Here is a 26,257-nt window from a genome sequence, read left to right as displayed (position 1 = left end):
GGTCTTCACGCCCCTGCGCCCGGGGCCGTTCCCTCGGGAACGGCTCGTCGGGCGGCCGGCATCCGGGGAGATGCGCCCTGGCCGCCCTCGGAGTCCCAGACCAGTTCCCGGGTCGAGTCCCAGTCGGCCTCGGCCGCGATCCGGAAGAACTCCGCCTCCCGCATCAGACCGCTCGCGGTGAGAACCCGCGAGGGATCGGTTGCTGCGGTCATCAGCCGGGCAGCTGTGGCCGGGCTGGTTTCCGGCGGGATCACCAGCAGGTCCCAGCGACCGGTCGTGTAGGAGAGCAGCAGGAGCTTATGGGGGTCCTGTTCGGCCTTGAACCAGCCGACATGGACCAGATGCCCGGCGACGCGCACCTTGCGCGGGACGACCGGCCAGAACGTGGGGTTCACGGTGACCCGGGTGATCCGGCCCCACAACGGATCCAGTGCGGCCGTCAGCGACGGCAGTTCCGCCGTCAGGTCGCGGGAGCGGGGCCACCATGCACCGTCGACCAGAGTCGGAGAGGTGCCGGCGGGCGCCAGCATGAGTCGGAGCGGCAACGAAGAAGGGGTCCGGTCTTCGACCGCGGACGTGTACTGAATGGTCGCGGTCATGACGCGAACCCTGCCCCGGGCCGGTCATGACCGGCCCGGTGTCGTGAATCGCCGAGAGCGGCACCAACCTGAAAGCGGGTGCACGAATTGTCCTCGGTAACTCCAGGGTACTCCGGACCGGACCGGACCGGACCGGGCCGGCAGGACGCCGGACCGCACCGATGTCACCCGTACCGACCGCGCCCGCTCTCGGCCGGAACGCGGCGCGCCACGACTGCTGGCAGCGGGAGAGTGTCAGCGCTCCTCGGTCAGCTGCTCGTCCAGTTCGTCGAAGAGCAGCTCGCTGTGATCGGTCTGACCGGTCCGGTACGCGGATCGCGCCACCAGGTGGGCAGCGACCGGTCCGGTCATCAGCTGGAAGAAGCCGATCAGCGCGAGGGTGGCGAGATCCATGCCGCTGCGCAGCCGCAGGGCCACCCCGGCGAGGACCAGGAGCATGCCGAGCGTCTGCGGTTTGGTGGCGGCATGACTGCGGGACAGCACGTCCGGCAGCCGCAGCATCCCGATCACACCGAGCAGACAGATGGCCGCACCGATGAAGACCAGCAACGCACCGGCCGTGTCGAGGATCTGGAGCCAGACACTCACCGTGCTTCCCCCTCGCGTCCGTCGCTGCCTTCGGTTCCGTCCGTGCCTCGCCGCAGCGCCGGCCGGTCGCGTGCGGCGATGAAGCGGGCGATGCCGACCGACCCCGTGAACCCGAGAAACGCCAGCACCAGCATGATCGGGAAGTAGAACGGGTCGCGTGCGAAGGCGGACTTGGCGCCGAGACCCGCGATGATGAGGGCCGCGCACACATCCAGCGAGATGGCCCGGTCCAGCATGGAGGGGCCTCGCCAGATCCGGGTGAGGAGCCCCGCTCCGGCGATGACGATCACGACGACGGCCGCGGTGAGCAGCACCCGGTCGACGGTCTCCGGCACGTTCATGCGCCGTCCCCCCTGTCGTGCCTGATCGGTGGCGGTGGTTCGGCGACGCGGGCGATCTCGTCGGGGGTGCCGAAGGCCCGTACCGTCAGCTCCTCGAGCCGCCATACGGAGTGCCGCGCCGCATCGAGTGCGGCGGGTCTGTCCGCGTCGAGGACATGCAGGAACACGGTGGCCGTGGCGCGGCGCACTTCGACAACCGATCCGCCGGGCACATTCGACACGGCGACGGCGGTGGCCGCGAGCATCAGGTCGGAGCGGCAGCGCAGTGGTACGGCGATGACGGCGGCCCGGTGCGGATGGTCGACGAAGATCTGCCGGGTGACCCGTACACCAGAGGTGTACATGTCGTAGAGCAGATAGCCGGCGAGCATCAGGATGCCCCATGGGTGCAGGCGGAGCCCGAGGTCGACCCGGGGCAGCGGGAAGGCCAGGCAGACGGCGACCGCGACGAGCACACCGGTCAGTACGTTGGCCCAGTTCAGGCTGGACCACAACAGCACCCAGATGAGGGTGAGCCAGGCGATCAGCGGGAGGTCGAGCACACGTCCCCGCCCGCCGAACTCACAGCTGAAGGGCGGCAGGTCCTTGTTCCGGAAGGACAGCTTGATCAGGCGTTTCACCGGCCGAGCACCGCCTCGACATAGGGGGCGCGTGCGAGGAGTTCGGCGGCCGCGCGGTCGGTGTAGGAGGTCAGCGGTCCGGCGAACACCGTGAAGGCGAGTCCGAGGGCGACGGCTGCGGCGGTGGCCGCGGTCATCGGCCGCGGCAGTTTCGTGGTGGTGGTGACGGCGTGTCCGTGCAGGGTGGCGGCGACCGCGCGCCCGGCGGGCTGATGGCGGGGGCGGACCGGTTCGTCGCCGCTGCCCGGGATGTGGTCGGGGCCCTCGTCGGCGTCGTTGTCGTCCTCGTCGGAGCCGGACTCGAGGACGGTGCCGTACGCGGCCTGTCCGGGGGGCGCGGCCCGCCAGAACGCCAGGTTCCAGACCTTGGCCATCACGTACAGCGTGAGGAGGCTGGTCACGGCCGACCCGATGACAAGGATCCACGCCCAGACGCTGCCGTCGGCGACACCGGCCCGCATCAGCCCGAGCTTGCCGATGAATCCGGACAGCGGCGGGATGCCGGCCAGGTTCATGGCAGGTACGAAGAAGAGGAGGGCGAGCAGCGGGGCGGCCTTGGCCAGTCCGCCGATCCGGGTGAGTTCGGTGGTGCCGCTCCGGCGTTCGATCAGCCCTGCCACCAGGAAGAGCGTGGTCTGGACGGTGATGTGGTGGGCGACGTAGACGATCGCGCCGCCGTACGCGTCCCGGGTGGCGAGGCCGATACCGAAGACCATGTAGCCGATGTGGCTGATGAGGGTGAAGGAGAGCAGCCGCTTCAGGTCGGTCTGGGCGACGGCTCCGAGGATGCCGACGACCATCGAGGCGAGTGCGGCGGCCATCAGCAGGTCGCCCAGCCGGTTGCCGGGGAAGAGCAGGGTCTCCGTACGCAGCATGCAGTAGACACCGACCTTGGTGAGCAGACCGGCGAAGACCGCGGTGACGGGTGCGGGCGCGGTCGGATACGAGTCGGGGAGCCAGGCGGCGAGCGGGAAGACGGCGGCCTTGATGGCGAAGACGGTGAGCAGCATCGCCTGGATCAGGGTCTGTACTCCGAGCGGGAGTTCGGCGAGCCGTCCGGCCAGCTGGGCAAAGTTGGCGGTGCCGGTCGCCGCGTATGTCATGGCGATGGCGGTGAGGAACAGCATCGACGAGAACAGCGAGATGATCACGTAGGTGGAGCCTGCGCGGACGCGGGGTCCGGTGCCGCCGAGGGTGAGCAGGACGAAGCTGGCGACCAGCATGATCTCGAAGCCGACATAGAGGTTCACGAGGTCACCGGCGAGGAAGGTGCAGGAGACCCCGGCGACCAGGATCAGATACGCGGGGTGGAAGACCGCAACGGGCGTTTCCTCGTCCCGGTCGGCCATGCCCTGGCCCAGGGAGTAGACCAGCACGCAGAGCGTGATGGCGGAGGAGACGGTCAGCATCAGCCCGGACAGCCGGTCGGCGACCAGGGTGATGCCGAGCGGTGGTGCGAAGTCGCCGAGGTGTACGGAGAGCGGGCCGCGGGTGTCGGCGACGATCATCAGGGTGAGGGAGAGTCCGAGTACGGCGCTGAGCACGGCGACGCTGATGAAGCGCTGGACCTGCTTGAGCCGGGTGCCGAAGGCGAGGCTGAGGCCGGTGGCGCAGAGCGGCAGCAGCACCGGCAGGGGGACGAGTGCGTTCATCCGGTGGCTCCCGGGTCGGCGGCGGCGGAGTGGTCCCGTTGCTGGGCGTAGTCCGCAGGGTCCGCACCCAGCACGTCGTGCCAGAGGTCCCCGGTGGCGTACCGGCCGCGGGCCTGCAGGGCGCGGTCGGCGCGCAGCCTGGCCCTCAGGCGGCGGCGCTCCTCGCGGTACCGGGCGCGTTCCTCGTCCGTGACGTCCGGGGCGGCCCGGTACCGCTCACGCAGTTCGTCCCGCTCCCCCAGTACCTCGGAGCGCAGCGCGATGCGCCGGTCCTCCAGGTCGTCGTGGACCTCGTCCGTGCCGGTCAGTTGGTGGCTGCGGTAGGCCATGGCGAGGAGGAACGCCGTGGTGGCGAGGGTGATGACGATCGCCGTGAGCGCGATGGCCTGCGGCAGGGGGTCGGTGACCTGCCCCAGCGGGACGCCGTAGAGGAGCGGTTCCCGGCCGGCCGATCCGCTCGCGGCGAGGACGAGCAGATTGATGCCGTTGCCCGCGATCACCGCGCCGAGCAGGATGCGGGTGAGGGGCCGGGTGAGCATGAGGATGCCGCCGACCGCGCACAGCACCACGGCGGTGGCCAGGAGCGAGAAACTGACCGTCATCCGGGCGTGCCTCCCGTCCCGGGTGCTGTTCCCGGGCGGGTGGTGGTGCTCGCCGCGGCTGCCTTTTCGACCGCTGCTCGCTCGATCTGCCGGTCGATCTTGGCGCCGAGCGCGCGCACGATGTCCAGCACCACGCCCAGGACCAGCAGATAGACGCCGAAGTCGAAGAGGACCGGGGTGCCCAGGTGGTATTCGCCGATCAGGGGCAGTCGGCCGTGGTGGGTCCAGGCGTGCAGGACCGTTCCGTCGGCGAGGCCGAGCAGGGCGACGCCGGTGGAGATGAACAGGCCGAGGCCGGTGAAGAGTCCGGGCTGCAGCGGCGCGGCTTCGGCGAGTTCGAAACGGCCGCCCGCCAGGTAGCGGGTGATCAGGGCGAGCCCGGCGACGAGCCCGCCGACGAAGCCGCCGCCCGGCATGTTCTCGGCGCAGAACAGCAGATAGACCGAGAGCACCAGGATCGGGTGGAACAGCAGCCGGGCCACGACCTCGAAGACGATCGAGCGGTGCTCGGGTGCGAGCGTCGAGCCTGCTGCCAGCCAGCTGCGCTCCGGTGCCCCTTCGTCGCCGTGCGGAAGTCCCGTCATCTCGGGGGCCGTCAGCGACCAGGCGGTACGCCCCTGCAACTCTTCCCGCAGTGACGATCCCTCGGTGCGGCGGTGCAGATAGATCAGGCTCGTCACCCCGATCGCCGCCGCGGCGAGCACGGCGGACTCCCCCATCGTGTCCCAGGCGCGCAGGTCGACCAGGATGGTGGCCACGACGTCCTTGAGGCCGTGGTGGGCGGTCTCCTCCACCATGGCCGCGCCCGCCGGGGCGGCCCTGCGTGCGGCCGCAGCGACCCAGACCACCACGCCGAGCGTCGCCGCTGCGGCCAGCGCCACCGGAATGCGTACGGCACGCCGCCAGGTACTGACCGACTCCTGGAAGTGCACCGGCATCCGCCGCAGCACCAGCACGAACACGATCATCGACACGGTCTCGACGCAGAACTGGGTGAGCGCCAGGTCCGGACCGCCCTGGACGACGAAGAGCAGCGCCGCGCCGTATCCGGTCAGCCCCGCCAGGACCACGGCCTTCATCCGGCGGCTGACGGTGAGACAGAGGAGTGCGGCCGCGCAGGTCAGCACGGCGATGGCGCCCTGCAGAGGGACGTCCCAGACCCTCGGGGCGGCCGCCCCGTGCCAGGGCCGGTCCACACCGAGGACGGTGAGCTGGCCGGCCAGCATCACGAGCAGGGTGGTGGCGAGGTAGACGGAGAGCGAGCCGCGCTGGACGAGGCCGGTGAGCTGGAGGGAGAGCCGTTCCAGGCCGAGCAGCAGGTGCCCGAAGACGCTGTCGGCGGTCGGCCAGGCGATCCGTCGGGAGAGCCTGGTAACGGTGGTGCGTACGGCGAAGAGCACCGCGCCGCCCACCAGGGCGACGGCCGAGAGCAGGAGGGCGGTCCCGAATCCGTGCCAGAGCGAGAGATGGTAAGGATGCGCGGACGGGGGGAAGGTGTCCGCGTACGCACTGAGCAGCCGGTCGGTCCATCCGACGCCAGGTCCCAGCACCAGCCCGCAGACCGCGAGCAGAGCGGGCGACGCGAGAAACGCCCACCCGACCCGGTGGACCGGAGTGTCCTCGACGCCGGGTTTCCGGGTGAAGGCGCCCCAGACGAACCGCACGGTGTACGCGACGGTCAGCGCCGAGCCCGCGACCGTGATGCCCAGCGCCCAGCGGTCGGCGGTGTCTCCGTGCAGCAGCGCCTCGAACGCGGCCTCCTTCGCGGCGAAGCCGAGCAGCGGGGGCAGGGCGGCCATGGACGCCGCGGCCACCACCGCGACCGTGCAGACGTGCGGCAGCGCCCGGCCCACACCGGAGAGCTTGCGCAGATCACGGGTGCCGGCCGCGTGGTCGACGATGCCGGTGACGAGGAACAGCGGGGCCTTGAACAGCGCGTGGCCCAGAATCATGACGGCGGCGGCCAGTGCCGCGTCCCGGTTGCCGACCCCGGCGAGCAGGGTGAGGAAGCCGAGCTGGCTGACGGTGCCATAGGCGAGGACGAGCTTGAGGTCGTTCAGGCGCAGCGCCCGCCAGCCGCCGAGCAGCATGGTCGCGGCGCCGAGGGTGATCACGACGGGGCGCCAGACCGGTACGTCGGCGAAGCCGGGCGCAAGCCGGGCAACCAGGTAGACACCGGCCTTCACCATCGCGGCGGCGTGCAGATAGGCGCTGACGGGGGTGGGCGCGGCCATGGCGTTCGGCAGCCAGAGGCTGAACGGCCAGATTGCCGACTTCGACAGGGCCCCGCACAGGATCAGCACCACGGCGACCGAGACGGCGAGGCTCGCCCCGGGCGGGTCGGCGAGGATGGCGGAGATCCGGTAGGTGCCCGCCGACTGACCGATGATCAGGAAGCCGACGAACATCGCGAGGCCGCCGAGCGTGGTCACGGTGAGCGCCTGGAGCGCGGAGCGGCGGCTGTGTTTCTGCTCGCTGTCGTACCCGATCAGCAGGTACGAGAAGACCGTGGTCAGTTCCCAGAACACATAGAGCGAGATCAGGTCGTCGGCGAGGACCAGGGCCAGCATGGCGCCCGCGAACGCGAGGAGGTTCCCGGCGAAGCCGGCCAGCTGCGGGGTCTCGTCGGTGAAGTACGAGGCGCAGTACAGCAGGACGAGCGTGCCGATTCCGGCCGCGAGCAGCACCATCAGTTCGGCGAGTGCGTCGAGCCGCAGATCGACGGTGACGTCGTATGCCGGCATCCACTGCCACGACCAGGTGACCGAGCCACCGGACGCCGCGGTGTCCCACTGCGTGGCAGCCCAAACGGTGGCGGCGGCCGGTGGCAGCGCGAGCACGACGAAGGCGCGCCTGCCCAGCGCTCGTACCAGCGGGCGTGCGAAGGCGGCCAGGACGAAGTGGCAGACGACGAGCGCGGTCATACGGCCCCGGGGGGCGTCCCGCGCCCGCCCCGGTCGGGCGTCCGAGGCCTGGGCGATACATCAAGGGCAAAGGGCACTAAATAGAGATATATCCCCGACCGCGCTTCACCCGTACGGCGCGCCGCGCCCCGCTCGGCGCGGTGGGTTCGTACCGAGCCGGGCTTGCGCACGGCGGGGGTCGGCACATTGAGGGCCTCGGCGAGTTGGGGCACCAGGCGGAAGCGGGCGGTGCGGCGATCTCCGCGACGTTCACGGCCGTGCGGTCCGCCCAGGCCCCGGCATCGATCACGGCGTCGGTGGCAGCGGCCCGGGCGGTGCGGGTCCAGGCGTCGCCCCGGTCGGTCAGGGCTTGTTCAGGTAGGTGAGGACCGCGAGGACACGACGGTTGTTGTTGCCGTCGTCGGTGATGCCGAGTTCGCCGAACAGGGAGGTGGTGTACTTGCTGATGGCGCTTTCACCGAGGAAGAGCTGCCGGCCGATGGCCTGATTGGACAATTCTTCGGCCATGAGGCCGAGCACGGAGTGCTCGCGTCCGGTGAGCCGTCCGAGTCGTCGGTTCGAGGACCCGCTGGACAGCAGTTCGGCGATGACGGCTGGGTCCATGGCGGTCCCGCCATCGGCGACGCGTTCCAGAGCATCGATGAACCGATCGGCGTCGAACACACTCTCTTTGCGCGACCACGCCCGCGGTGAGCGGCACGATCGCCGCGCGAGCCGGCCACGGACCCACAGATGCACCTCGTGCGCGGTAATCAGCCGCACGAAATGCGGAGCACCCCTCGCAATCACCCGGCCCGCCACTCGGCCCGGTCCGGACCGGGCGCCTCCGGATCTCGATGGCGGAGATGTACGTGATCAGTAATGCACTTGTGAGCCCACTTCCTTTTCATTTTCGCAGTGCGACTAATATCTATGTGTCGAAGTTCTCAACGGATTTGACCAGTCGTGAGGCTGGCATCATCGTCAAGGAGCACGCCCTGCGCACGCGCGCCTCACGGCGGACCGAATCGACCACCATGTCGCTGCGGACGGCCCTGCTCGTACTGGCCGTCGTCCCCGGCGTCGCCCTGGCCGCCCTCTGGGCCGTCACCAGTGGTCAGACCCTGCTGGACTTTCAACGACAGGCGGCCCAGGGGCAGTTGGCCCAGAAGGCGGGCCAACCGTCCAACATCGTGTACTACAACCTGCAGGAGGAGCGGCGACTCAGCGCCGAGACGCTCGCCCGGCACAAGGGCGCCACCGATGCGCTGGAGCGGCAGCGCAGGCAGACCGACGACGCGATCAAGAGCTTCCAGTCGCTCTCCGACGTGGCGACCGACAACGCCCCTGCCGAGGTCCGTGACGCCGTCGGCAAGGCCCGTGAGGCAATCAGCCAACTGCCCGCCCAGCGCGCCCTCGTCGACGAGGGCGACAGCGATCAGCAGAGGGTCGTGTACGGCTACTACACGGACCTGATCGCGGTGGACCTGGAACTCTTCACAGCGCTCAGCCATGTCGACAACGGCAGGATCACCACGCTCTCGCAGCCGCTGGTCGACCTGTTCTGGACCAAGGAGATGATCTCCCGTTCGGACGCGCTGCTGGCGCGCGGCTGGTCCAAGGGGAAGCTGAGCACCGAGGACCTGAGGCAGTTCCGGGAGGCCGTTTCCGGCCAGTCGCTCCAGTACTCCACCAAGGTCGTCCCCTATCTGCCGTCGGACGAGAAGGCCATGTGGGAGCAGATCACCCGCAGTTCGGCCTGGAAGACCAAGACGCAGGTGGAGAACGAGGTGCTGCGCCCGGCCGATGCCGACGCCGCCGGGTTCGTCGGTATCGACGCCGAGGAGAAGACCTGGCGCGGCGCGATGGACGAGCTCACTCCGCAGATCGAGAAGCTGCTCGAGCACCGCACCGCCCTCGTGGTCGAGGAGGGCAAGGGCAGTGTGATGTCACTGCTGTTCAAGATGGTGCTGACCACGGTGGTCGGTCTGCTGGCCGTGATCGCGGTCATCTGGACCACCTGGCGCCTCACCCGCAACCTCCGCCGCCGGATCGGCAGCCTGCAGGAGCGGGCCGAGGAGCTGGAGAAGGCCCTGCCCGATGTCGTCGAGCGGCTGGGCCGGGGCGAGCGCATCGATGTCGAGGCCGAGGCCCGTGCCATCGAGCACGACAGCGGGGGCGGCAAGGGCGATGAACTGAGCCGGCTCGGCGACGCGCTCAACCTGGCGCGCACCAGTGCCCTGGCGGCGGCCGTCAAACAGGCCGACCAGCACCGGGGCTTCGAGCGGCTGCTCCAGCGGATTGCGCGCCGTACCCAGCAGTTGATCGGCCAGCAGCTGAAGAAGCTGGACGAGCTGGAGCACAAGCACGAGGACCCCGAGGTGCTGGACGGCCTCTTCGACCTCGACCACCTCACCGCCCGACTGCGGCGGTACGAGGAGAACCTGGTCATTCTCGCGGGCGGTTCCCCGCACCGGCGCTGGCGCAAGCCGGTTCCACTGCTGGACGTGATGCGTTCCGCCCAGGGCGAGGTGCAGGACTACCGGCGCGTGGTGCTGGATCTCGACGGCAGCCCCTGGCTTTCGGAGCGGGCCGTCGGCCCGGTCTCGCATGTGCTGGCCGAGCTCATCGAGAACGCGCTCAGCTTCTCCCGGCCGCCGAGCCCGGTCGAGGTCAGGGCCGCCAGGGTGAGCCGCGGTCTGGCGATCGAGGTCGAGGACCGGGGCCTGGGGATGGAGGAGGACCAGCTGGCCGCGGCCAACGAACTGATGGTCCGGCCGCCCCGGATGGACGTGCTGGCCCACTCCGACGACATCCGGCTCGGTCTGTATGTGATCGCACGGCTCGCGGACCAGCACGGCCTGCGGGTGGAGTTCCGTTCCTCGGCGTACGGCGGTACCCGGGTCGTCGTGCTCGTCCCCGACGAACTCACCGTCCCCGCACCGCAGTCCGGCCCGGTCGGCGTGCCCTCCCCCGCGGCGGCTCCAGCGGCGGCCCCCGCGGCCGGTGACGCGCTGCCCACCCGCGTACAGGGTCAGGCACTGGCCGGCGTCACCGCGCTGAACACGGCAGGCGTGCCCTACACCACCCCGGAGCAGCCGTACGCGGCGCCGGAGCAGGAACAGCAGCCGTACGAGGCGTCCGAGGACACGTTCACGAGCGGCCAGGAACAGCCCTACGAGGCACCGGAGAACATGATTCCGGTGCAGGACCATCCCTACGGGGCGCCCACGAGCCCGTACGCCGCACCGGCTGCGCCGTACACCACGAACGCGGCCCTGTACGGCCCGTCCGAGCAGCCGTACATGACGGCCGCCGGTCAGTACCCCGTGGACCAGCCGCCGAACGCGGCGCCCGACGAGCCGTACCCGGCCCCGCAGCAGCCGTACACCGCTCCGTACCCCTCCGGCGTCGGCACGGACCGCCCGGGCCTCCCGGCTCCTGGGCCCCGGCACTCCGAACCGGACACCGCCCGCCCCGCACAGCTGCCGGTGTCCGTGCCCGACCATCCGGCGCCGCCGGACCCGGACGCCGTACGCGCGGAGGGCGGATCCGGCCGGCCCGCCCTGCCCGCGCCCGGTCTGGAGCCCCCGCTGCCGCGCCGGGTACGGCAGGCCAGCCTGGTGGACGAACTGCGGATCGACCCGGCCGCCCGTTCCGCCGCACCCAAGCCGTCGGACCGGTACGAGAACCCGCTGCTGCGACCGGCCCCGCGCCGTGCCGGAGCAGCGATCGGAGCCTTCCAGCGCCGGTCCCGCGCAGCCCGCGCGACCGACGAACCGCCGACGCAGCCCGCACCGCCCGCCACCCCCCTCCCCACGAGAGAAGAACGGTCATGACACGCACAACCGCCACCCACCAGGATCTCGACTGGCTGCTCGACGGCCTGGTGGACTCGGTGGCCGAGACCCGGAACGCCGTCCTGCTCTCCGACGACGGTCTGGTGGTGAGCCATTCACGCACCATCGAGCGTGCCGACGCCGAGCGGCTGGCCGCCATCTGCACAGGCCAGCAGAGCCTGGCCCGCGGTGTCGGTCAGCTCTTCGACGGCGGCGGCGTGCACCAGGTGATCGTCGAGCTGGCGGACCTCTGGCTCTTCATCATCTCGGCCGGCCGAGGCACCCACCTGGCCGTGATCGCCTCCCAGGAAGTGGATGCCGAGATCATGTCGCTCGCCATGCACAACCTCGTCCAGCAGGTCGGCCAGAAGCTCGGCACCCCGGCCCGCGGTGAGTTCGACGCCTTCGGTACCGGGGACGGGCAGCGCGCGTGACCCCGTACTGGGAGGAGGAGGCCGAGGAGGACGGGGCGGGCACGATGGTGCGCCCGTACACCATCACCCGGGGCCGGACCGCTCCCGAGCGGGACGACTTCACCCTCATCACCGTGCTCACGACCACGCAGGACCCTCGGGACGAGCACGGTGTGCCGAGCCTGCCGGGGAGGCTCCAGCCGGAGCACCGGCTGATCCTGGAACGCTGCCGCCGCCCGTCCGCGGTCGCCGAGGTCTCGTCCGGCCTCGGCCTTCCGGTGTCGGTGACCAAGATCCTGCTGGCCGACCTGGTCGCCCAGGGCCTGCTGCTGGCCCGTGCCCCGCTCTCGGTGGCGCGGGCGGCCGGCGGGGCCGACATGGGCATGCTGGCCGCCGTTCGTGACGGACTCCGGAGACTCTGAACCAAGATGACAAGCAGTCAGGCGGCTCCCGCCGCCGTCAAGATCCTCATCGCCGGAGGTTTCGGCGTCGGCAAGACCACCATGGTGGGCGCGGTCAGCGAGGTCGCCCCGCTGCGCACCGAGGAGTACCTGACCAAGGCCGGCATCGGCGTCGACGACCTGGCCGGGGTCGGTCAGAAGGAAACGACCACCGTGGCCCTGGACTTCGGCCGGATCACGGTCAGTCCCGAGCTTGTGGTCTATCTCTTCGGCACCCCCGGCCAGGAACGCTTCTGGTTCATGTGGAACGACCTGGTCAACGGGGCACTCGGCGGTGTCGTGATCGCCGACACCCGCAGGCTGGAGACGAGTTTCGCCTCGATCGACTTCTTCGAGAGCCGCGACATCCCGTTCGTGGTCGCGATCAACTGCTTCCACGGCCACAACACCCGTACGCCGGACGAGATCAGGACCGCGCTCGACCTCGATCCGCATGTTCCGCTGCTGATCGGCGACGTCCGTGAGCGGCCGTTCGGCCGGGACGTACTGCTGGCCCTGGTGGACCACCTGATGAGCCTGCCCGTCGCGGCCGGCTGACCGTTCGTCCCCCCTTACTTTTCTCGCTCTGGAGAGATCTGAGATGGCATCACCCCTGCGCGTCCTGATTCACGGCGGCGGCATCGGCGGGCTCACCCTCGCCACCGCGCTGGCCCGGCGCGGCCACACCGTCGAGGTCGCCGAGCTCCGCGACGAGCTGGACGCACTCGGCGTCGGCATCATCCAGCCGTCCAACGCCCTCCATGTGATGCGGGAGATCGGGGTTCTCGACGACTGCCTCAAGGCGGGTTTCGAGTGGGAGATCCTGACCATCGCCGACCCGGCGGGCAACACGCTCGCCGAGATACCGCAGCCGCGGATGGGCGACGCCCCCTCCAACAACGGCATCCCGCGCCCCGCCCTGGCCCAGGTGCTGAACGCCGCCGCCGTCGCCGCCGGGGCCACGATCCGCTTCGGCACCACCATCATCGAGCTGGCCGACGACGGTTCCGGCGTGGACGTCGCCCTCTCCGACGGCTCCACCGGCCGCTGGGACCTGGTGGTCGGCTTCGACGGCATCGGTTCGCCGCTGCGCACCCGGCTGTACGGGGACCGTTACGCCCCTCAGTACACCGGCTTCGCCAACTGGCGGGTGACCGTGCCCCGGCAGCCTCAGGTGCGGGGGGTGGTGATGGGCACCGCGGGCAAGGAGGCCAAGGCGCTGCTCACCCCGATCACCGATGAGCTGATGTACCTGGGTGCGGTGTTCGCGGAGTCCGAGGACTTCCGTCCGGACCCGGAGCGGGCCCATGAGCAGCTCACGGAGCGGCTGGCGATGTTCTCCGGACCGGTCGCCGAGGCGCTCGCCACCGTCACCGACCCGGCCGCGGTGGTGTACTCGCGGATCTCCCAGGTGACGGTCGAGGAGCCGTGGCACGTCGGCCGGGTGGTGCTGGCCGGTGACGCCGCGCACGCCTCCACACCGCACATCGCGCAGGGTGCGGCGATGGCCGTCGAGGACGCGCTGGTGCTCGCCGAGTCGCTGGACGCCGGGGCCGATGTGGCCGCGGCCCTCGAAGCGTGGGAGGCGCGCCGCCGTCCCCGGGCCATGTGGGTGCAGGCCATGTCGCGTGCGGTGCTCAAGCAGGAGACGGGCACCGGGACCACGCCCGAGGAGGACGAGCTGCTGAAGGTCGGCATTCCGGGCGCGGCGCATGTGCTGGTGAAGCCCTACTGATCCGGACGGATCAGCGCGTTGCCGGACGGGCTCGGCATGCCCGGCCCGTCCGGCGCTTTCACGGCAGTACCGCCACTCCGTCGATCTCGACGAGCGCCTGCTCGTCCCAGAGTCGCGCCACTCCGATGACCGCCATCGCCGGATAGTCGCGGCCCGCCAACTGCCGCCAGATCCGGCCGAGTTCCCCGGCATGGGCCCGGTAGTCGGCCACGTCGGTGGCGTACACGGTGACCCGGGCCAGGTCCGCCGGGGCGCCGCCCGCCGCGCGCAGGGCGGTCAGCAGATTGGTGAGCGCCGTCGCGAACTGCTCGGGGAGGGCGGCGCCGATGACCTTGCCGTCCTGGTCGAGGGCGGTCTGCCCGGCCAGGAAGACCAGTTGGCCGCCGGTGGCCGTGACTGCGTGCGAGAAGCCCGCGGGCGGCGAGAGTTCGGCGGGGTTGATCCGGTGGACCGGACTCATGCGGACGCCTCCCGGTTCGTGTACAGCTCCTTGGCGATGATCGTGCGCTGGACCTCGCTGGCGCCCTCGTAGATCCGTGGGGCGCGGACCTCCCGGTAGAGGTGTTCGAGGAGGTGGCCGCGGCGCAGGGCGCGGGCGCCGTGCAATTGGACGGCGGTGTCGACGACGTACTGCGCGGTCTCGGTGGCGTACAGCTTCGCCATGGCCGCGCGGCGCGGTACTCCGGCCTCCCCCGCGTCGTACGCGGCGGCGGCCGCGTACACCAGGAGCCGGGCGGCCTCGGTACGGGTGGCCATCTCGGCGACCTGGTGGGAGACGGCCTGAAGGTCCTTCAGCGCACCGCCGAACGCTATGCGTTCGGCGGTGTGCGCCACCGTGGCTTCGAGGGCGGCACGGGCCATGCCGACGGCGAAGGCGCCGACGCTGGGACGGAACAGGTTGAGGGTGTTCATGGCGACCCGGAAGCCGCGGTCCGGTTCGCCGAGCACATCGTCGGGGGTGACCGGGACGGCGTCGAAGACCAGAGCCCCGATGGGGTGCGGCGAAAGCATGTCGAGTGCGGTGCCGGTCAGTCCGGGTCGGTCGGCGGGGACCAGGAACGCGGTGACGCCACGCGATCCGGCGCCCTGGGTCGTGCGGGCGAAAACAGTGTAGAAGTCGGCCTCGGGTGCGTTGGAGATCCAGCACTTCTCGCCGGTCAGCCGCCAGCCGTCGGGGGCGTGTTCGGCGTTCAGGGCCAGGGCGGCCGCGTCGGAGCCCGCGCCCGGTTCGCTGAGCGCGAAGGCGGCGACGGCGCGGCCGGCGCGCACCTCGGGGAGCCAGCGTTCACGGTGGGCCGGGGTGCCTGCCTGGACCACGGGGTGGGTACCGAGGCCCTGGAGGGCCAGTGCGGTTTCGGCCTCCGTGCAGCCGCGTGCCAGGGACTCGCGGAGCAGGCAGAGGTCGAGGGCGCCGGAGTTCAGCAGCCGGTCGAGAAGGCCGGACTCACCGAGTGCGGCGATCAGGGGGCGGTTGACGTGGCCCGGTTCGCCTTTTTCGGCGAGGGGGCGCAGTTGCTGCTCGGCAAGGGCTCTTAGCTCTTCACACCAGGCGGTTTGTGCCGGATCGAGCGAGAATGCCGTCATACCGGCGCCTCTCTTGTCGCGTCTCGTCTTCTCTTCTTATCGCGGACCGTTGACTACCGTCACCCAAACGATACGCTCCAGAGGCGACAAGGGGGCGATCCGTCATGGACCCGAAGACCTCAGCGCACCTCGACACCTTCGCCAGGGAGCACCTGCCACCCTCGGACCAGTGGCCGGAACTGCTCTTCGACCTTCCCGAACTGCAGTATCCGGCCCGCCTCAACTGCGCGGCCGAACTGCTGGACCGTACGGTCGACCGCTTCGGCCCCGGGCGCACCGCCTTCCGTACCCCCGACGGCGGAGTCTGGAGCTACGGGGAACTGCGGGACCGGGTGGACCGGATCGCCCATGTCCTCACCTTTGACCTGGGGGTCGTACCCGGCAACCGTGTCCTGCTGCGCGGCCCCACCACACCCCATCTGGCCGCCTGCTGGCTCGCGGTGCTGAAGGCGGGCGCGATCGCCGTCACGGTGTTGGCCCAGCAGCGGTCCGCCGAGCTCGCCACCATCTGCTCGATCGCCCGGGTGAGCCACGCACTGTGCGACATCCGGGCGGTCGACGACCTGGTGAAGGCTCAGGTGCCGGGGCTGCGGATCACGGCGTACGGAGGTGACGCCCCGGACGATCTGCTGCACCTGGCCGAGGCCAGGACGGGGCCGTACCGTCCGGTGGACACGGCGGCGGACGATGTCGCACTGATCGCGTTCACCTCGGGCACCACCGGGCGCCCCAAGGGCTGTATGCACTTCCACCGGGATGTGCTCGCCATCGCCGACACGTTCTCGCGCCATGTCCTGCGCCCCACGTCCGACGATGTGTTCGCGGGCAGTCCGCCGCTCGGCTTCACCTTCGGACTCGGCGGTCTGGTGGTCTTCCCGCTGCGGACCGGTGCCAGTGCCCTGCTGCTCGAACAGTCCGGCCCGGCGCAGCTGCTGCCCGCGCTCGCCGCCCACCGTGTCTCGGTGCTGTTCACCGCGCCGACCGCCTACCGCGTGATGCTCGACCACATCGACGAGCACGATCTGAGCGCGCTGCGGCGCTGTGTCTCGGCCGGCGAGAACCTTCCGGTCGCCACCTGGCGGTCCTGGTACGAGCGGACGGGTGTGCGCATCATCAACGGAATCGGCGCCACCGAACTGCTGCACATCTTCATCTCCGCCGCGGACGACGCGATCCGCCCCGGCACCACCGGAGTTCCCGTGCCCGGCTGGCAGGCCCGGGTGCTGGACCGCGAGGGCAGGCAGGTGCCGGACGGGGAGCCCGGACTCCTCGCCGTCCGCGGTCCGGTCGGCTGCCGCTATCTCGCCGATGAGCGTCAGCGGGACTATGTGGCGCACGGCTGGAATCTCACCGGCGACACCTACGTGCGCGAGCCGGACGGCTACTTCCGTTACGTCGCCCGCGCCGACGACATGATCATTTCTTCCGGCTACAACATCGCGGGCCCCGAGGTGGAGGACGCCCTGCTGCACCACCCCGCGGTGGCCGAGGCCGCGGTGGTGGGCCGGACGGACGAGCTGCGCGGCCAGATCGTGGTGGCGTACGTGGTGCTGCGCGAGGGCGCAGAACTGGACGCCGACGAACTGCGCACGTACATGAAGAGCGAACTGGCCCCGCACAAGTGCCCGCGCGTCATCGAATTCCTGCCCGCCCTCCCCCGCACCGCCACCGGGAAGCTGCAGCGCTTCCGGCTGCGGGACGACTGACCCCGAAATACGGGTGCCTCGCTCCACGCACACCCGGCAGGATGAGACATGACCTGGACCTTCACCGATGACGTCAACGCCTTTCTCGACGCAGCCGCCGCCTCGCTGGCCGCCCGGCCCGCCGAGAACACCCTGGTTCTGACCGTTGCCGAGACCCTGCGCCGCAGCGGCCCCCACGCCTACGGGAACGCCGCCCCGCTGCTGGGCTGGTGGCGCGGGGCAAACGGCGAGGTCACGGGGACGCTGGTGCAGACCCCGCCGCATCCGCCGCTGCTGGGAGCCGTCGCCCCGGAGGCGGTGGCCCCGCTGGCCGCCGCGCTCCCCCTGACCGGGATCAACGCGGACCGCGCCACCGCCGAGGCGCTGGCCGCCAACTGGCCCGGCCACCGGGTCGACCAGGAGCAGCGGCTCTACCGGCTGGGGACGCTGATCCCGCCCTCCCCCGCCCCTTCGGGCCGGCCCAGGGCCGCCACCACCGCCGACCGGGAACTGCTGGTGCGCTGGCATCTCGCCTTCGCCGATCAGGTCGGCCAGCCCGGCACCCATGCCGAACGGATCCTGGACGAGCGGACGGCGTCCGGCAGGCTGACCCTCTGGGAGGTCGACGGCGGGCCGGTGTCGATGGCGGGCGTCTCACCGCAGATCGCGGGCACGGTGCGGGTCGCGGCGGTCTACACACCTCCCGAGCACCGCGGCCGTGGGTACGCGGCCGCGGTGACGGCGGAGATCAGCCGGGCGGCACGGGGGGCGGGCGCGCAGGAGGTGCTGCTCTTCACCGACCTCGCGAACCCGACCAGCAACGGCGTGTATCAGCGCATCGGTTTCCGGGCGGTCTCGGACCGGTTGCTGATCAGCGCGGCGGAGCGATGAGCGGACCGCCGGAGCCTGCGTGGCTGGTCGCGGCGAATGTGGTGCTGTGGCGGCGGTACGGGGACCTCGGGCAGGAGCTCCGTCCCGGCACGAAGGCGTACCGGGGCGGGGCGAAGGTGTATGTCATCGACACCTACCCGGGGACGGGCCACCAGCAGCTGACCACGGTGGGACATGCGCGGCACACCGGCCGCTGGATCACCATCGACACGGGGACCCGTCATCTCCACGCGTTCCGGGCGCAGCTGGTGTACATCCCGGCCGTGCTGCAGCGGTGTGCCGGTCCGGGCGCTGCCACGAGACAGGAGGCCGAGGAGCTGGCCGTCCTGCTGGAGCGGGTCGCCGGGGAAGGACGGCATGCCCATCACGGGGCCCCGCACCCCGATGCCTGCCTCTGCCACGCGTGCCTGCCCGTCACCCCAGAGTGAGCCGCGGCTTCGGTGCGTCCGTGCGGCCTGTCGGCGGGGTGCGGCTGCCCGCGCGGTACGGGAGCGGCCAGGGCGCGCCCGTACCGCTGTAGCCCTGGTCGGCCGCCGCGTGCAGCGTCCAGTGCGGGTCGTAGAGATGGGGACGGGCCAGGGCGCACAGGTCGGCCCGGCCCGCGAGCAGCAGTGAATTCACGTCGTCCCAGGAGGAGATCGCACCGACCGCGATGACGGGCACGCACAGCGTGTTGCGGATCCGGTCGGCGTACGGGGTCTGGTAGGAGCGGCCGTACTCGGGGCGCTCGTCGGGGACGACCTGACCGGTGGAGACGTCGATGGCGTCGGCTCCGTGGGCGACGAAGGCGCGGGCGATCTCGATGGCGTCCTCGGCCGTCGTGCCGCCCTCGGCCCAGTCCGTGGCGGAGATTCGGACGGTCATGGGCCGGTCGTCGGGCCAGTCGGCGCGCATCGCGTCGAAGACTTCGAGGGGGAAGCGGAGCCGGTTTCGCAGCGATCCGCCGTAGCGGTCGGTGCGGTGGTTGGTGAGCGGCGAGAGGAAGCCGGAGAGCAAGTAGCCGTGGGCGCAGTGGAGTTCGAGCAGGTCGAAGCCGCAGAGGTCGGCGCGCCGGGCCGCCGCTGCGAATTGTTCGCATACGGCGTCGAGGCCGGCCCGGTCCAGGGCGTGCGGGACCTGGTTGACGCCGTCGGCGTACGGGATCGGGGAGGCGGCGGTGAGCAGCCAGTTGCCGTGGTCGAGGGGCTGGTCGATGCCCTCCCACATCAGTTTGGTGGATCCCTTGCGCCCGGAGTGGCCGAGTTGGACGCCGATGGCCGTACCGGGTGCGCTCGCATGGACGAAGTCGGTGATCCGGGTCCAGGCGGCGGCCTGTTCGGGGGTGTAGAGGCCGGTGCAGCCGGGGGTGATGCGGCCCTCGGCGCTGACGCACACCATCTCCGTCATGACGAGCCCGGCGCCGCCGAGTGCGCGTGCGCCCAGGTGGACGAGGTGGAAGTCGCCGGGGATGCCGTCGACGGCCGAGTACATGTCCATGGGTGAGACGACGACACGGTTGCGGAGTTGGAGGCCGCGCAGCCGCAGCGGGGTGAACATCGGCGGGGTGCCCGGGGCGCAGCCGAATTCCTCCTCGACGGCGGCGGTGAAGGAGGCGTCGCGCAGCCGCAGATTGTCGTGGGTGACGCGGCGGCTGCGGGTAAGAAGGTTGAAGGCGAACTGGCGGGGCGGCTGGTCGACGTAGGTGCCGAGCTCCTCGAACCAGCGCAGGCTGGCCGCGGCGGCCCGCTGGGTCGATTCGACGACCGGCCGGCGCTCGGTCTCGTACGCGGCCAGTGCGCCTGGCAGGTCGGGCTGTTCCTCGATGCAGGCGGCGAGCGCGAGGGCGTCCTCGACAGCGAGTTTGGTGCCGGAACCGATGGAGAAATGCGCGGTGTGGGCGGCGTCGCCGATGAGGACCGTGTTGCCGTGCGACCAGCGGGCGTTGACGACGGTACGGAAGGTGAGCCAGGAGGAGTTGTTGGAGCGCAGCGGCCGGCCGCCGAGCGCCTCGGTGAAGATCTTGGCGCAGCGTACGGTCGAGTGCTCCATGTCGCAGGTGTCGAATCCGGCGGCGCGCCAGACCTCCTCGCGCATCTCGACGATGACGGTGGAGGCGTCGGCCGAGAAGGGGTAGCCGTGGAGCTGCATCACCCCGTACGCGGTCTCGGCGATCTCGAAGCGGAAGGCGTCGAGGGCGAAGTCGGCGGCGAGCCAGATGTAGCGGCAGCGGTGGGTGGTGAGGCGGGGGCCGAAGGTGTCGGCGTGCGCGGCGCGGGTGAGGCTGTGCACCCCGTCGGCGGCGATCACCAGGTCGTATGCGGCGGCCAGCTCGGCGGCCGGCGGTGCCTCGGTGCGGAAGCGGAGCCGTACGCCGAGCCGGTCGCAGCGTTCGTGCAGGATCTCCAGGAGTCTGCGCCGGCCCAGCGCCGCGAAGCCGTGGCCGCCGGAGGTCTGGGTCACGCCGCGGTGGACGATGTCGATGTCGTCCCACCGTACGAACTCGTCCTGGAGTGCCCGGTAGACGACGGGGTCGGCGTGCTCGATGCCGCCGAGCGTCTCGTCGGAGAGGACGACGCCGAAGCCGAACGTGTCGTCGGGGGCGTTGCGCTCCCAGACGGTGATGTCGCGTTCCGGGTCGAGCCGCTTGAGCAGGGCCGCGGCGTAGAGTCCGCCGGGGCCGCCGCCGATGACCGCGATCCGCTTCACGCCGGTCCGATGCGCGCCTGCCGCCGTCGAGGCGGACGGCCCGGTTCCGGTCGCGCTCGTGTCGGGCGGCATCGTGCTACCGGCCTTGCCACTTCGGTGGCCGCTTCTCGGTGAAGGCGGCGTGGAATTCGGCGTAGTCGTCACCGTGCATCAGCAGGGCCTGGGTCGCGGCGTCCATCTCGACCGCGGCGGCGAGCGGCATGTCGAGTTCGGCGGTGAGCAGCGCCTTGGTCTGGGCGAGGGCGAGTGCCGGTCCGTCGGCGAGGCGGCGGGCGAGCGCTGCCGCGCGCACATCCGCCTGGCCCTCTTCCGCCAGCTCGCTGATCAGTCCGATCCGTTCCGCTTCGGGTGCGCGGACCGGTTCGCCGAGCATCAGCAGCCGGGTGGCATGACCGAGGCCGACGACGCGCGGCAGCAGATAGGCGGCGCCCATGTCACCGCCGGAGAGACCGACCTTGGTGAAGAGGAAGGCGAAGCGGGCGGACGGATCGGCGATCCGGAAGTCGGCGGCCAGCGCAAGAACCGCGCCGGCACCTGCGGCCACGCCGTGTACGGCGGCGATGACGGGGAAGGGGGTTTCACGTAGGGCTCGCACCACCTGTCCGGTCATGCGGTTGAAATCGAGGAGCTGGGCGGTGTCCATGGCGAGTGTCGCGCCGATGATGTCGTCGACATCTCCGCCTGAGCAGAAACCGCGGCCCTCCCCCGCGAGCACCAGAGCGCGCACGGTGCGTTCACGGGACAGTTCGGCAAGCAGGTCGCGCAGGTCGGCGTAGGCACCGAAGGTGAGCGCGTTGAGTTTCTCGGGGCGAGCGAGGGTGACGGTGGCAACTCCGTCGTCCGTCGTCAGCCGCAGATGGCGCCAGTCGTCCGTACGGGGGGCGGAGCTGGGAAACGGGCTCATCGAGGGGGCTCCCCTTCAGCCGTCGGGCTGCTACCTGCAACCGAACTTATCACTCGTACGTGACTCCCGTCACGAGCACGCAATAGGCGGAGCGTGAGAACTCAGTGCCGAATGTCTCCTTCGTACCGGTCGTTGGCCCCTTGCCTGTGTCGTTGCACTTCGTAAGGTTGAAACCGAGAAGTCTTGGCCTCCAGAAAGTTCGTGAACTCCGGAACGGAAACCGCGCTGTGCCCTCCGATGCCCATCTCCCCGCCTCCTGGCGGATTGCCCTGCCGCATTCGACGGTGGCCGTACCGGTCGCTCGCGCCCTGATCCGTACGGCACTGGCGGACATCGAAGCACCGGCCGATTCCGATACCGCCGAGCTCCTCACCGCCGAACTGGTCGCCAACGCCGTGGAGCACACCCGCAGCGACGAACCCATCGAGCTGGTGGTGGAGCTCCTGCCGACCGGCTGCCAGGTGGAGGTGCACGACCGCGACCCGGCCCCGCCGGGCGATCTCTCCCATCCGGAGCCCGGCAGTGCGCCGGACCCCTGGCAGGAACACGGCCGGGGTCTGCTGCTGATCCGCACCCTCAGCTCGTCCTGCGGTCACCGCACGACGGAGCACGGCAAGGCGGTGTGGTTCACCCTGCCGTCCCGTACGCCTCGGAGCTGACCGGACATCTCAGAGCCGACCGGCCGCCCTCATCAACCCGCTTCGGCAGCGGCCAGCCGGGAACGGCTGCGGCCGTAGAAGGCGTACACCGCCGCACCGACGATCAGGAAGACGGCGAACTGCACCCAGGTCGCCCAGCCCGTCCCGTACATCAGATAGAGGCAGAAGACGACGCCCAGGAGCGGGCTCACCGGGTAGAGCGGCACCCGGAAGGAGCCCGTCACCTCAGGGTTTCGGCGCCGCAGCACGATCACCGCGATGTTCACCGCGACCATGGTGCCCAGCGTGCCGATGGTCGTCAGATTCACCACCACGTCGAGCGACGAGAAGGCCGCCGGGATCGCGAAAACGACCGCCACGATCCAGGTGTTCGCGACCGGCGTCGCCGTCCGCGGCGAGACTCGCTCGAAGACCCGCGGGACCAGACCGTCGCGGGACATCGACATCAGAATGCGGGTCTGCCCGTACATCACCGCGAGCACGACGGATGCGATCGCGACGACCGCTCCGAAAGCGATGATTCCACCGCCGACGGTCGAGTCGGTGACCTGGTCGACGACGATCGAGAGCGCGGCCGGCTTGTCTGCGACGGCCTCCGGGCCGAGGGCGCCGATGGCCGCGAGCGCGACGGCGCAGTAGAGCAGGGTGACCAGGCCGATGCAGACCATGATCGCGATCGGGATGTTCCGCCGCGGGTTCTTGACCTCTTCGCCCGCGGTGGTGATGGCGTCGAAGCCGATGTACGAGAAGAAGGCCAGCGACGCACCGGCGGTGACCCCGCCCGCCCCGTGGGCGACGAACGGCGTGAGATTCCCGTGCTCGAAGGCCGTGAAGGCGATGACGCAGAACATGATCAGAACGGCGATCTTGAGGACCGCCATCGCGGTGGTGGCCCCCGCGCTCTCCCGGACGCCGCGCACCAGCAGGGTGGCGGCCATCATGACCACCAGGACCGCGGGCAGATTGATCACTCCGCCGTCGCCGGGCCCCGCCGAGAGGGCCGCAGGCAACTGCCAGCCGAACAAGCTGTTCAGCAGCTCATTGACGTACTGGCTCCAGCCGACGGCGACCGCGGAGACCGAGACTCCGTACTCCAGCAGCAGACACCAGCCGACGAGGAACGCGATGCGTTCGCCGAGGGTCGCGTAGGCGAAGGAGTACGAGCTGCCGGACACCGGGATCGCACTGCCCAGCTCGGCGAAGGAGAACGCGGTGAAGATGCAGGTGATCGCGGCGAGCACGAACGACAGCACGACCGCGGGGCCCGCCTCGGCGACGCTGTCGGAGAGGCCGACGAAGATGCCGGTGCCGACGACGGCGCCGACACCGAAGCACACCAGCTGGAAGAGCCCCATGGTGCGTTTGAGGCCGTGCCCCTCCAGGTCGGCGCCGGACTCGGCGATCAGCTGGTGGGGGCTCTTGATGCGTGGCCCGGAGGGGCGCAGGGAGCTCGGTGGGCGCAGCGGACTCACGGGGATGGTCTCTTCTCTGGCGGAGCATGTGGGGGGATGTGCACCCGGAGCCCTGTGGGGGAGCTCCGGGCTCTGGTGACACACACGAAAATGGGGTTCGAGCGTGCGAGCTCGAACCCCACCAAGAGACAACATGTTAGTCGCCTTCGCGCATGTTCACCCAATCAGGCGCATGATCATGCAGCAGTCAGCTTGTGGCCGCCAGGGTTGCCACCAGAACGGCCTTGATCGTGTGCATCCGGTTCTCGGCCTCGTCGAAGACGACCGAGTGCGTGGACTCGAAGACCTCGTCGCTGACCTCCAGCTCCGTCAGCCCGTGGACGGCCTCGATCTCCCGCCCGACCTTGGTGCCGAGGTCGTGGAAGGCCGGGAGGCAGTGCAGGAACTTCACGTCGGCGTTGCCGGTGGCGCGCAGGACGTCCATGGTCACGGCATACGGCGCGAGGGCCTCGATGCGCTCGGCCCAGACCTCCTTGGGCTCGCCCATGGAGACCCAGACATCGGTGGCGACGAAGTCCGCGCCCCTGACGCCCTCGGCGATGTCCTCGGTGAGAGTGACCGTCGCACCGCCGGCCTCGGCCAGCCTGCGGGCCTCGGCGACGATCTCCTCGGCCGGCCAGTACGACTTCGGCGCGACGATCCGCACGTCCATTCCCAGCAGGGCGCCGGTGATCAAGTAGGAGTTGCCCATGTTGAAGCGGGCGTCGCCGAGGTAGGCGAAGCCGATCCGCTCCAGCGGCTTCTCACTGTGCTCGGCCATGGTGAGGACGTCGGCGAGCATCTGGGTCGGGTGCCAGTCGTCGGTGAGTCCGTTGAAGACCGGAACGCCGCCGTACGCAGCCAGTTCCTCGACGGCCGCCTGGCTGTCACCGCGGTACTCGATGCCGTCGAACATCCGGCCGAGGACGCGGGCCGTGTCCTTCACCGACTCCTTGTGCCCCAGCTGCGAGCCGGAGGGGTCGAGATACGTCGTGGACGCACCCTGATCGGCGGCCGCCACCTCGAAGGCGCAGCGGGTACGGGTCGAGGTCTTCTCGAAGATGAGCGCGATGTTCTTGCCGCGCAGCCGCTGCACTTCGGTCCCCGACTTCTTGGCGGCCTTGAGCTCGGCCGCGAGGTCGATCAGGCCGCGGAACTCCTCGGCCGTGAAGTCCAGCTCCTTGAGGAAGTGGCGGCCTGCGAGGTCTATGGCCATGAGACTGCTCCTGGGTCGGGTGAGGTTCGTGCATACAGTGACCCTGGAAGTCTATACGAAGCATTGCATCGCTATACGGAGACTCTTGCCCTGTACGACGTCTCTTCGCGCGGAGTCCTTTCGTGCGGAGACTCTTTGTGCAGGGTCTCTTTCCCTGCGCCGTGTCGCACACCGCTGCGCCAGGCCGTGCACCGCTACACCGGATCACGCACCACGGGGCAGCTCATGCAGCGGGGGCCGCCCCTGCCCCGCCCGAGTTCGCTGCCGCGGATCTCTATGACCTCGATGCCCTCCTTGCGCAGATAGGTGTTGGTGGTGGCGTTGCGCTCGTACGCGACGACGACGCCCGGCTCGACGGCCAGCACATTGCAGCCGTCGTCCCACTGCTCGCGCTGGGCGGCGTGCACATCCTGGGTGGCTGTGAGGACCCGGATCGAGTCCAGGCCCAGGGCGTGTGCGATCGCGTCGTGCATGTGCTCGGGCGGATGGTCGGTGACCTTCAGGTCCCTCGGCCCTTCACCGGGCTCGATGGTGTACGAGCGGAGCATGCCCAGGCCCGCGTACTTGGTGAAGGTGTCGCCGTCGATCATCGTCATGACCGTGTCGAGGTGCATGAACGCCCGGCGCTTGGGCATGTCGAGCGCCACGATCGTGTGTGCCGAGCCGGCGTCGAACAGTCCACGGGCCAGCATCTCCACCGCCTGTGGGGTGGTGCGCTCGCTCATCCCGATGAGTACGGCGCCGTTGCCGATGACCAGTACGTCGCCGCCTTCGATGGTGGAGGGGTAGTCGTCCTGCCCCTCCGACCAGTGGTGGAAGACGCCTGCGTCGGGGCCGGTGAAGAGGGGGTGGTGGCGGTAGATCGCCTCGAAGTGGACGGTCTCGCGCTGCCGGGCCGGCCAGCGCATCGCGTTGATCGATACCCCGTCGTATATCCAGGCCGAGGTGTCCCGGGTGAAGAGGTGGTTCGGCAGCGGGCCGAGCAGGAAGTCATCCAGGTCCATGACATGGAAGCGGACGGAGGTCGGCTCGCTGTGCCGCTCCAGGAACTCCCGCTTGGTCATCCCACCGACCAGCGCCTCGGCCAGCTCTGCGCTGGGCAACTCCTCGAAGGCGGCCCGCAGATGCTCGGTGGCGAGCGGGCCGTACTCCTTCTCCTCGAAGACCCGGTCCAGGACGAGCCGTCTGGCCACCGGGATCTCCAGCGACTCACGGAGCAGATCGCCGAAGAGGTGCACCTCCACGCCGCGGTCGCGCAGCACGTCCGCGAAGCCGTCGTGCTCCTGGCGGGCGCGGCGCACCCAGAGCACGTCGTCGAACAGGAGCGCGTCCTTGTTGCTGGGGGTGAGCCGCTTCAGTTCAAGATCGGGTCGGTGCAGGATGACGCGGCGCAGCCGCCCGGCCTCGGAGTCGACATGGAATCCCATGCATCCATCCTCACCGTGCGGAG

General features: G+C 70.3%; 23 protein-coding genes and 1 pseudogene. 9 read left to right on the top strand and 15 right to left on the bottom strand.

Annotated elements, in window-relative coordinates:
• Positions 1-5: 5 nt before the first annotated feature.
• From ACFVYE_RS02985 to ACFVYE_RS02950, 8 genes and pseudogenes are all read right to left on the bottom strand, one after another.
• On the bottom strand, positions 6-599 hold the full coding sequence (locus tag ACFVYE_RS02985; protein WP_383963195.1) for a DUF5994 family protein: 594 nt from the start codon (positions 597-599) through the stop codon (positions 6-8).
• 234 nt (positions 600-833) lie between these two features.
• A complete protein-coding gene (gene mnhG, locus ACFVYE_RS02980) occupies positions 834-1,187 on the bottom strand; it encodes a monovalent cation/H(+) antiporter subunit G (RefSeq protein WP_383963191.1) in 354 nt (117 codons plus the stop codon).
• Positions 1,184-1,528 (bottom strand): monovalent cation/H+ antiporter complex subunit F, encoded by a 345-nt coding sequence (locus ACFVYE_RS02975; RefSeq protein ID WP_383963189.1) that lies wholly within the window; start codon positions 1,526-1,528, stop codon positions 1,184-1,186. Before ACFVYE_RS02975 ends, mnhG begins: the two co-directional genes overlap by 4 nt.
• Positions 1,525-2,148, bottom strand: a complete 624-nt coding sequence (locus ACFVYE_RS02970) for a Na+/H+ antiporter subunit E (RefSeq protein ID WP_383963186.1) — start codon at positions 2,146-2,148, stop codon at positions 1,525-1,527. Before ACFVYE_RS02970 ends, ACFVYE_RS02975 begins: the two co-directional genes overlap by 4 nt.
• Entirely contained in the window at positions 2,145-3,800 is a 1,656-nt protein-coding gene (locus tag ACFVYE_RS02965) for a Na+/H+ antiporter subunit D (RefSeq protein ID WP_389603779.1), read from the bottom strand. Before ACFVYE_RS02965 ends, ACFVYE_RS02970 begins: the two co-directional genes overlap by 4 nt.
• A complete protein-coding gene (locus ACFVYE_RS02960) occupies positions 3,797-4,402 on the bottom strand; it encodes a Na(+)/H(+) antiporter subunit C (protein ID WP_389603777.1) in 606 nt (201 codons plus the stop codon). Before ACFVYE_RS02960 ends, ACFVYE_RS02965 begins: the two co-directional genes overlap by 4 nt.
• A complete protein-coding gene (locus ACFVYE_RS02955; RefSeq protein ID WP_383963180.1) occupies positions 4,399-7,326 on the bottom strand; it encodes a Na+/H+ antiporter subunit A in 2,928 nt (975 codons plus the stop codon). The genes ACFVYE_RS02960 and ACFVYE_RS02955 overlap by 4 nt, the downstream gene beginning before the upstream one ends.
• 342 nt (positions 7,327-7,668) lie before the next feature.
• Positions 7,669-8,049 (bottom strand): annotated as a pseudogene (locus tag ACFVYE_RS02950) (LuxR C-terminal-related transcriptional regulator); the annotation flags it as partial.
• 212 nt (positions 8,050-8,261) lie between these two features.
• Between ACFVYE_RS02950 and ACFVYE_RS02945 the strand changes: the two are divergent.
• The 5 genes from ACFVYE_RS02945 to ACFVYE_RS02925 are packed head-to-tail and all read left to right on the top strand — an operon-like array spanning position 8,262 to position 13,732.
• The gene (locus ACFVYE_RS02945; RefSeq protein WP_389603775.1) at positions 8,262-11,144 is read left to right on the top strand and encodes a nitrate- and nitrite sensing domain-containing protein; all 2,883 of its coding nucleotides are present in this window, start codon (positions 8,262-8,264) and stop codon (positions 11,142-11,144) included.
• Positions 11,141-11,578: a roadblock/LC7 domain-containing protein gene (locus ACFVYE_RS02940; protein ID WP_383963174.1), complete on the top strand. Its 438-nt coding sequence runs from the start codon at positions 11,141-11,143 to the stop codon at positions 11,576-11,578. The genes ACFVYE_RS02945 and ACFVYE_RS02940 overlap by 4 nt, the downstream gene beginning before the upstream one ends.
• A complete protein-coding gene (locus tag ACFVYE_RS02935) occupies positions 11,575-11,979 on the top strand; it encodes a DUF742 domain-containing protein (protein ID WP_383963171.1) in 405 nt (134 codons plus the stop codon). The genes ACFVYE_RS02940 and ACFVYE_RS02935 overlap by 4 nt, the downstream gene beginning before the upstream one ends.
• A gap of 6 nt (positions 11,980-11,985) precedes the next feature.
• Positions 11,986-12,555: an ATP/GTP-binding protein gene (locus ACFVYE_RS02930; protein ID WP_383963168.1), complete on the top strand. Its 570-nt coding sequence runs from the start codon at positions 11,986-11,988 to the stop codon at positions 12,553-12,555.
• A gap of 43 nt (positions 12,556-12,598) precedes the next feature.
• Positions 12,599-13,732 (top strand): FAD-dependent monooxygenase, encoded by a 1,134-nt coding sequence (locus ACFVYE_RS02925; protein WP_383963165.1) that lies wholly within the window; start codon positions 12,599-12,601, stop codon positions 13,730-13,732.
• Positions 13,733-13,790: 58 nt separating this feature from the next.
• On the opposite strand, the gene ACFVYE_RS02920 is transcribed toward ACFVYE_RS02925, so the two are convergent.
• Both ACFVYE_RS02920 and ACFVYE_RS02915 read right to left on the bottom strand, forming a co-directional pair.
• Positions 13,791-14,192, bottom strand: coding sequence for a RidA family protein (locus ACFVYE_RS02920; protein WP_383963162.1), 402 nt, complete (start codon positions 14,190-14,192; stop codon positions 13,791-13,793).
• Positions 14,189-15,316 carry an acyl-CoA dehydrogenase family protein gene (locus ACFVYE_RS02915; protein ID WP_383963160.1) on the bottom strand — a complete coding sequence of 376 codons (1,128 nt, stop codon included), beginning with the start codon at positions 15,314-15,316 and terminating at the stop codon, positions 14,189-14,191. Before ACFVYE_RS02915 ends, ACFVYE_RS02920 begins: the two co-directional genes overlap by 4 nt.
• A gap of 104 nt (positions 15,317-15,420) precedes the next feature.
• Between ACFVYE_RS02915 and ACFVYE_RS02910 the strand changes: the two genes are divergently transcribed.
• Genes ACFVYE_RS02910 through ACFVYE_RS02900 form a run of 3 tightly spaced genes read left to right on the top strand, consistent with a single transcriptional unit; the run spans position 15,421 to position 18,320 of the window.
• The gene (locus ACFVYE_RS02910; protein WP_389603771.1) at positions 15,421-17,022 is read left to right on the top strand and encodes an AMP-binding protein; all 1,602 of its coding nucleotides are present in this window, start codon (positions 15,421-15,423) and stop codon (positions 17,020-17,022) included.
• 48 nt (positions 17,023-17,070) lie between these two features.
• Complete coding sequence (locus tag ACFVYE_RS02905) at positions 17,071-17,892, top strand: GNAT family N-acetyltransferase (RefSeq protein ID WP_383963154.1); 822 nt, start codon at positions 17,071-17,073, stop codon at positions 17,890-17,892.
• Positions 17,889-18,320, top strand: a complete 432-nt coding sequence (locus ACFVYE_RS02900; RefSeq protein WP_389603769.1) for a hypothetical protein — start codon at positions 17,889-17,891, stop codon at positions 18,318-18,320. Before ACFVYE_RS02905 ends, ACFVYE_RS02900 begins: the two co-directional genes overlap by 4 nt.
• Here the strand turns inward: ACFVYE_RS02900 and ACFVYE_RS02895 are convergent.
• Positions 18,307-20,649, bottom strand: a complete 2,343-nt coding sequence (locus ACFVYE_RS02895) for a bifunctional salicylyl-CoA 5-hydroxylase/oxidoreductase (RefSeq protein ID WP_383963149.1) — start codon at positions 20,647-20,649, stop codon at positions 18,307-18,309. The two genes, ACFVYE_RS02900 and ACFVYE_RS02895, sit on opposite strands and share 14 nt — an antisense overlap.
• Positions 20,650-20,653: 4 nt before the next feature.
• Positions 20,654-21,481, bottom strand: a complete 828-nt coding sequence (locus ACFVYE_RS02890; RefSeq protein WP_383963146.1) for an enoyl-CoA hydratase family protein — start codon at positions 21,479-21,481, stop codon at positions 20,654-20,656.
• Positions 21,482-21,708: 227 nt separating this feature from the next.
• Between ACFVYE_RS02890 and ACFVYE_RS02885 the strand changes: the two genes are divergently transcribed.
• Complete coding sequence (locus ACFVYE_RS02885) at positions 21,709-22,140, top strand: ATP-binding protein (protein WP_383963143.1); 432 nt, start codon at positions 21,709-21,711, stop codon at positions 22,138-22,140.
• Positions 22,141-22,172: 32 nt separating this feature from the next.
• On the opposite strand, the gene ACFVYE_RS02880 is transcribed toward ACFVYE_RS02885, so the two are convergent.
• The 3 genes from ACFVYE_RS02880 to ACFVYE_RS02870 form a co-directional block, all read right to left on the bottom strand.
• Positions 22,173-23,612 (bottom strand): amino acid permease, encoded by a 1,440-nt coding sequence (locus ACFVYE_RS02880; RefSeq protein WP_383963140.1) that lies wholly within the window; start codon positions 23,610-23,612, stop codon positions 22,173-22,175.
• 187 nt (positions 23,613-23,799) lie between these two features.
• On the bottom strand, positions 23,800-24,807 hold the full coding sequence (gene argF, locus ACFVYE_RS02875) for an ornithine carbamoyltransferase (RefSeq protein WP_389603766.1): 1,008 nt from the start codon (positions 24,805-24,807) through the stop codon (positions 23,800-23,802).
• 194 nt (positions 24,808-25,001) lie between these two features.
• The gene (locus ACFVYE_RS02870) at positions 25,002-26,234 is read right to left on the bottom strand and encodes an arginine deiminase (protein ID WP_383963134.1); all 1,233 of its coding nucleotides are present in this window, start codon (positions 26,232-26,234) and stop codon (positions 25,002-25,004) included.
• Positions 26,235-26,257 lie beyond the last annotated feature (23 nt).

The organism is Streptomyces sp. NPDC058239 (assembly GCF_042882185.1).
GTDB lineage: Bacteria > Actinomycetota > Actinomycetes > Streptomycetales > Streptomycetaceae > Streptomyces.
Note: the sequence above shows the minus strand (reverse complement) of the source record. Positions and strands in the feature narration are given on the sequence as shown.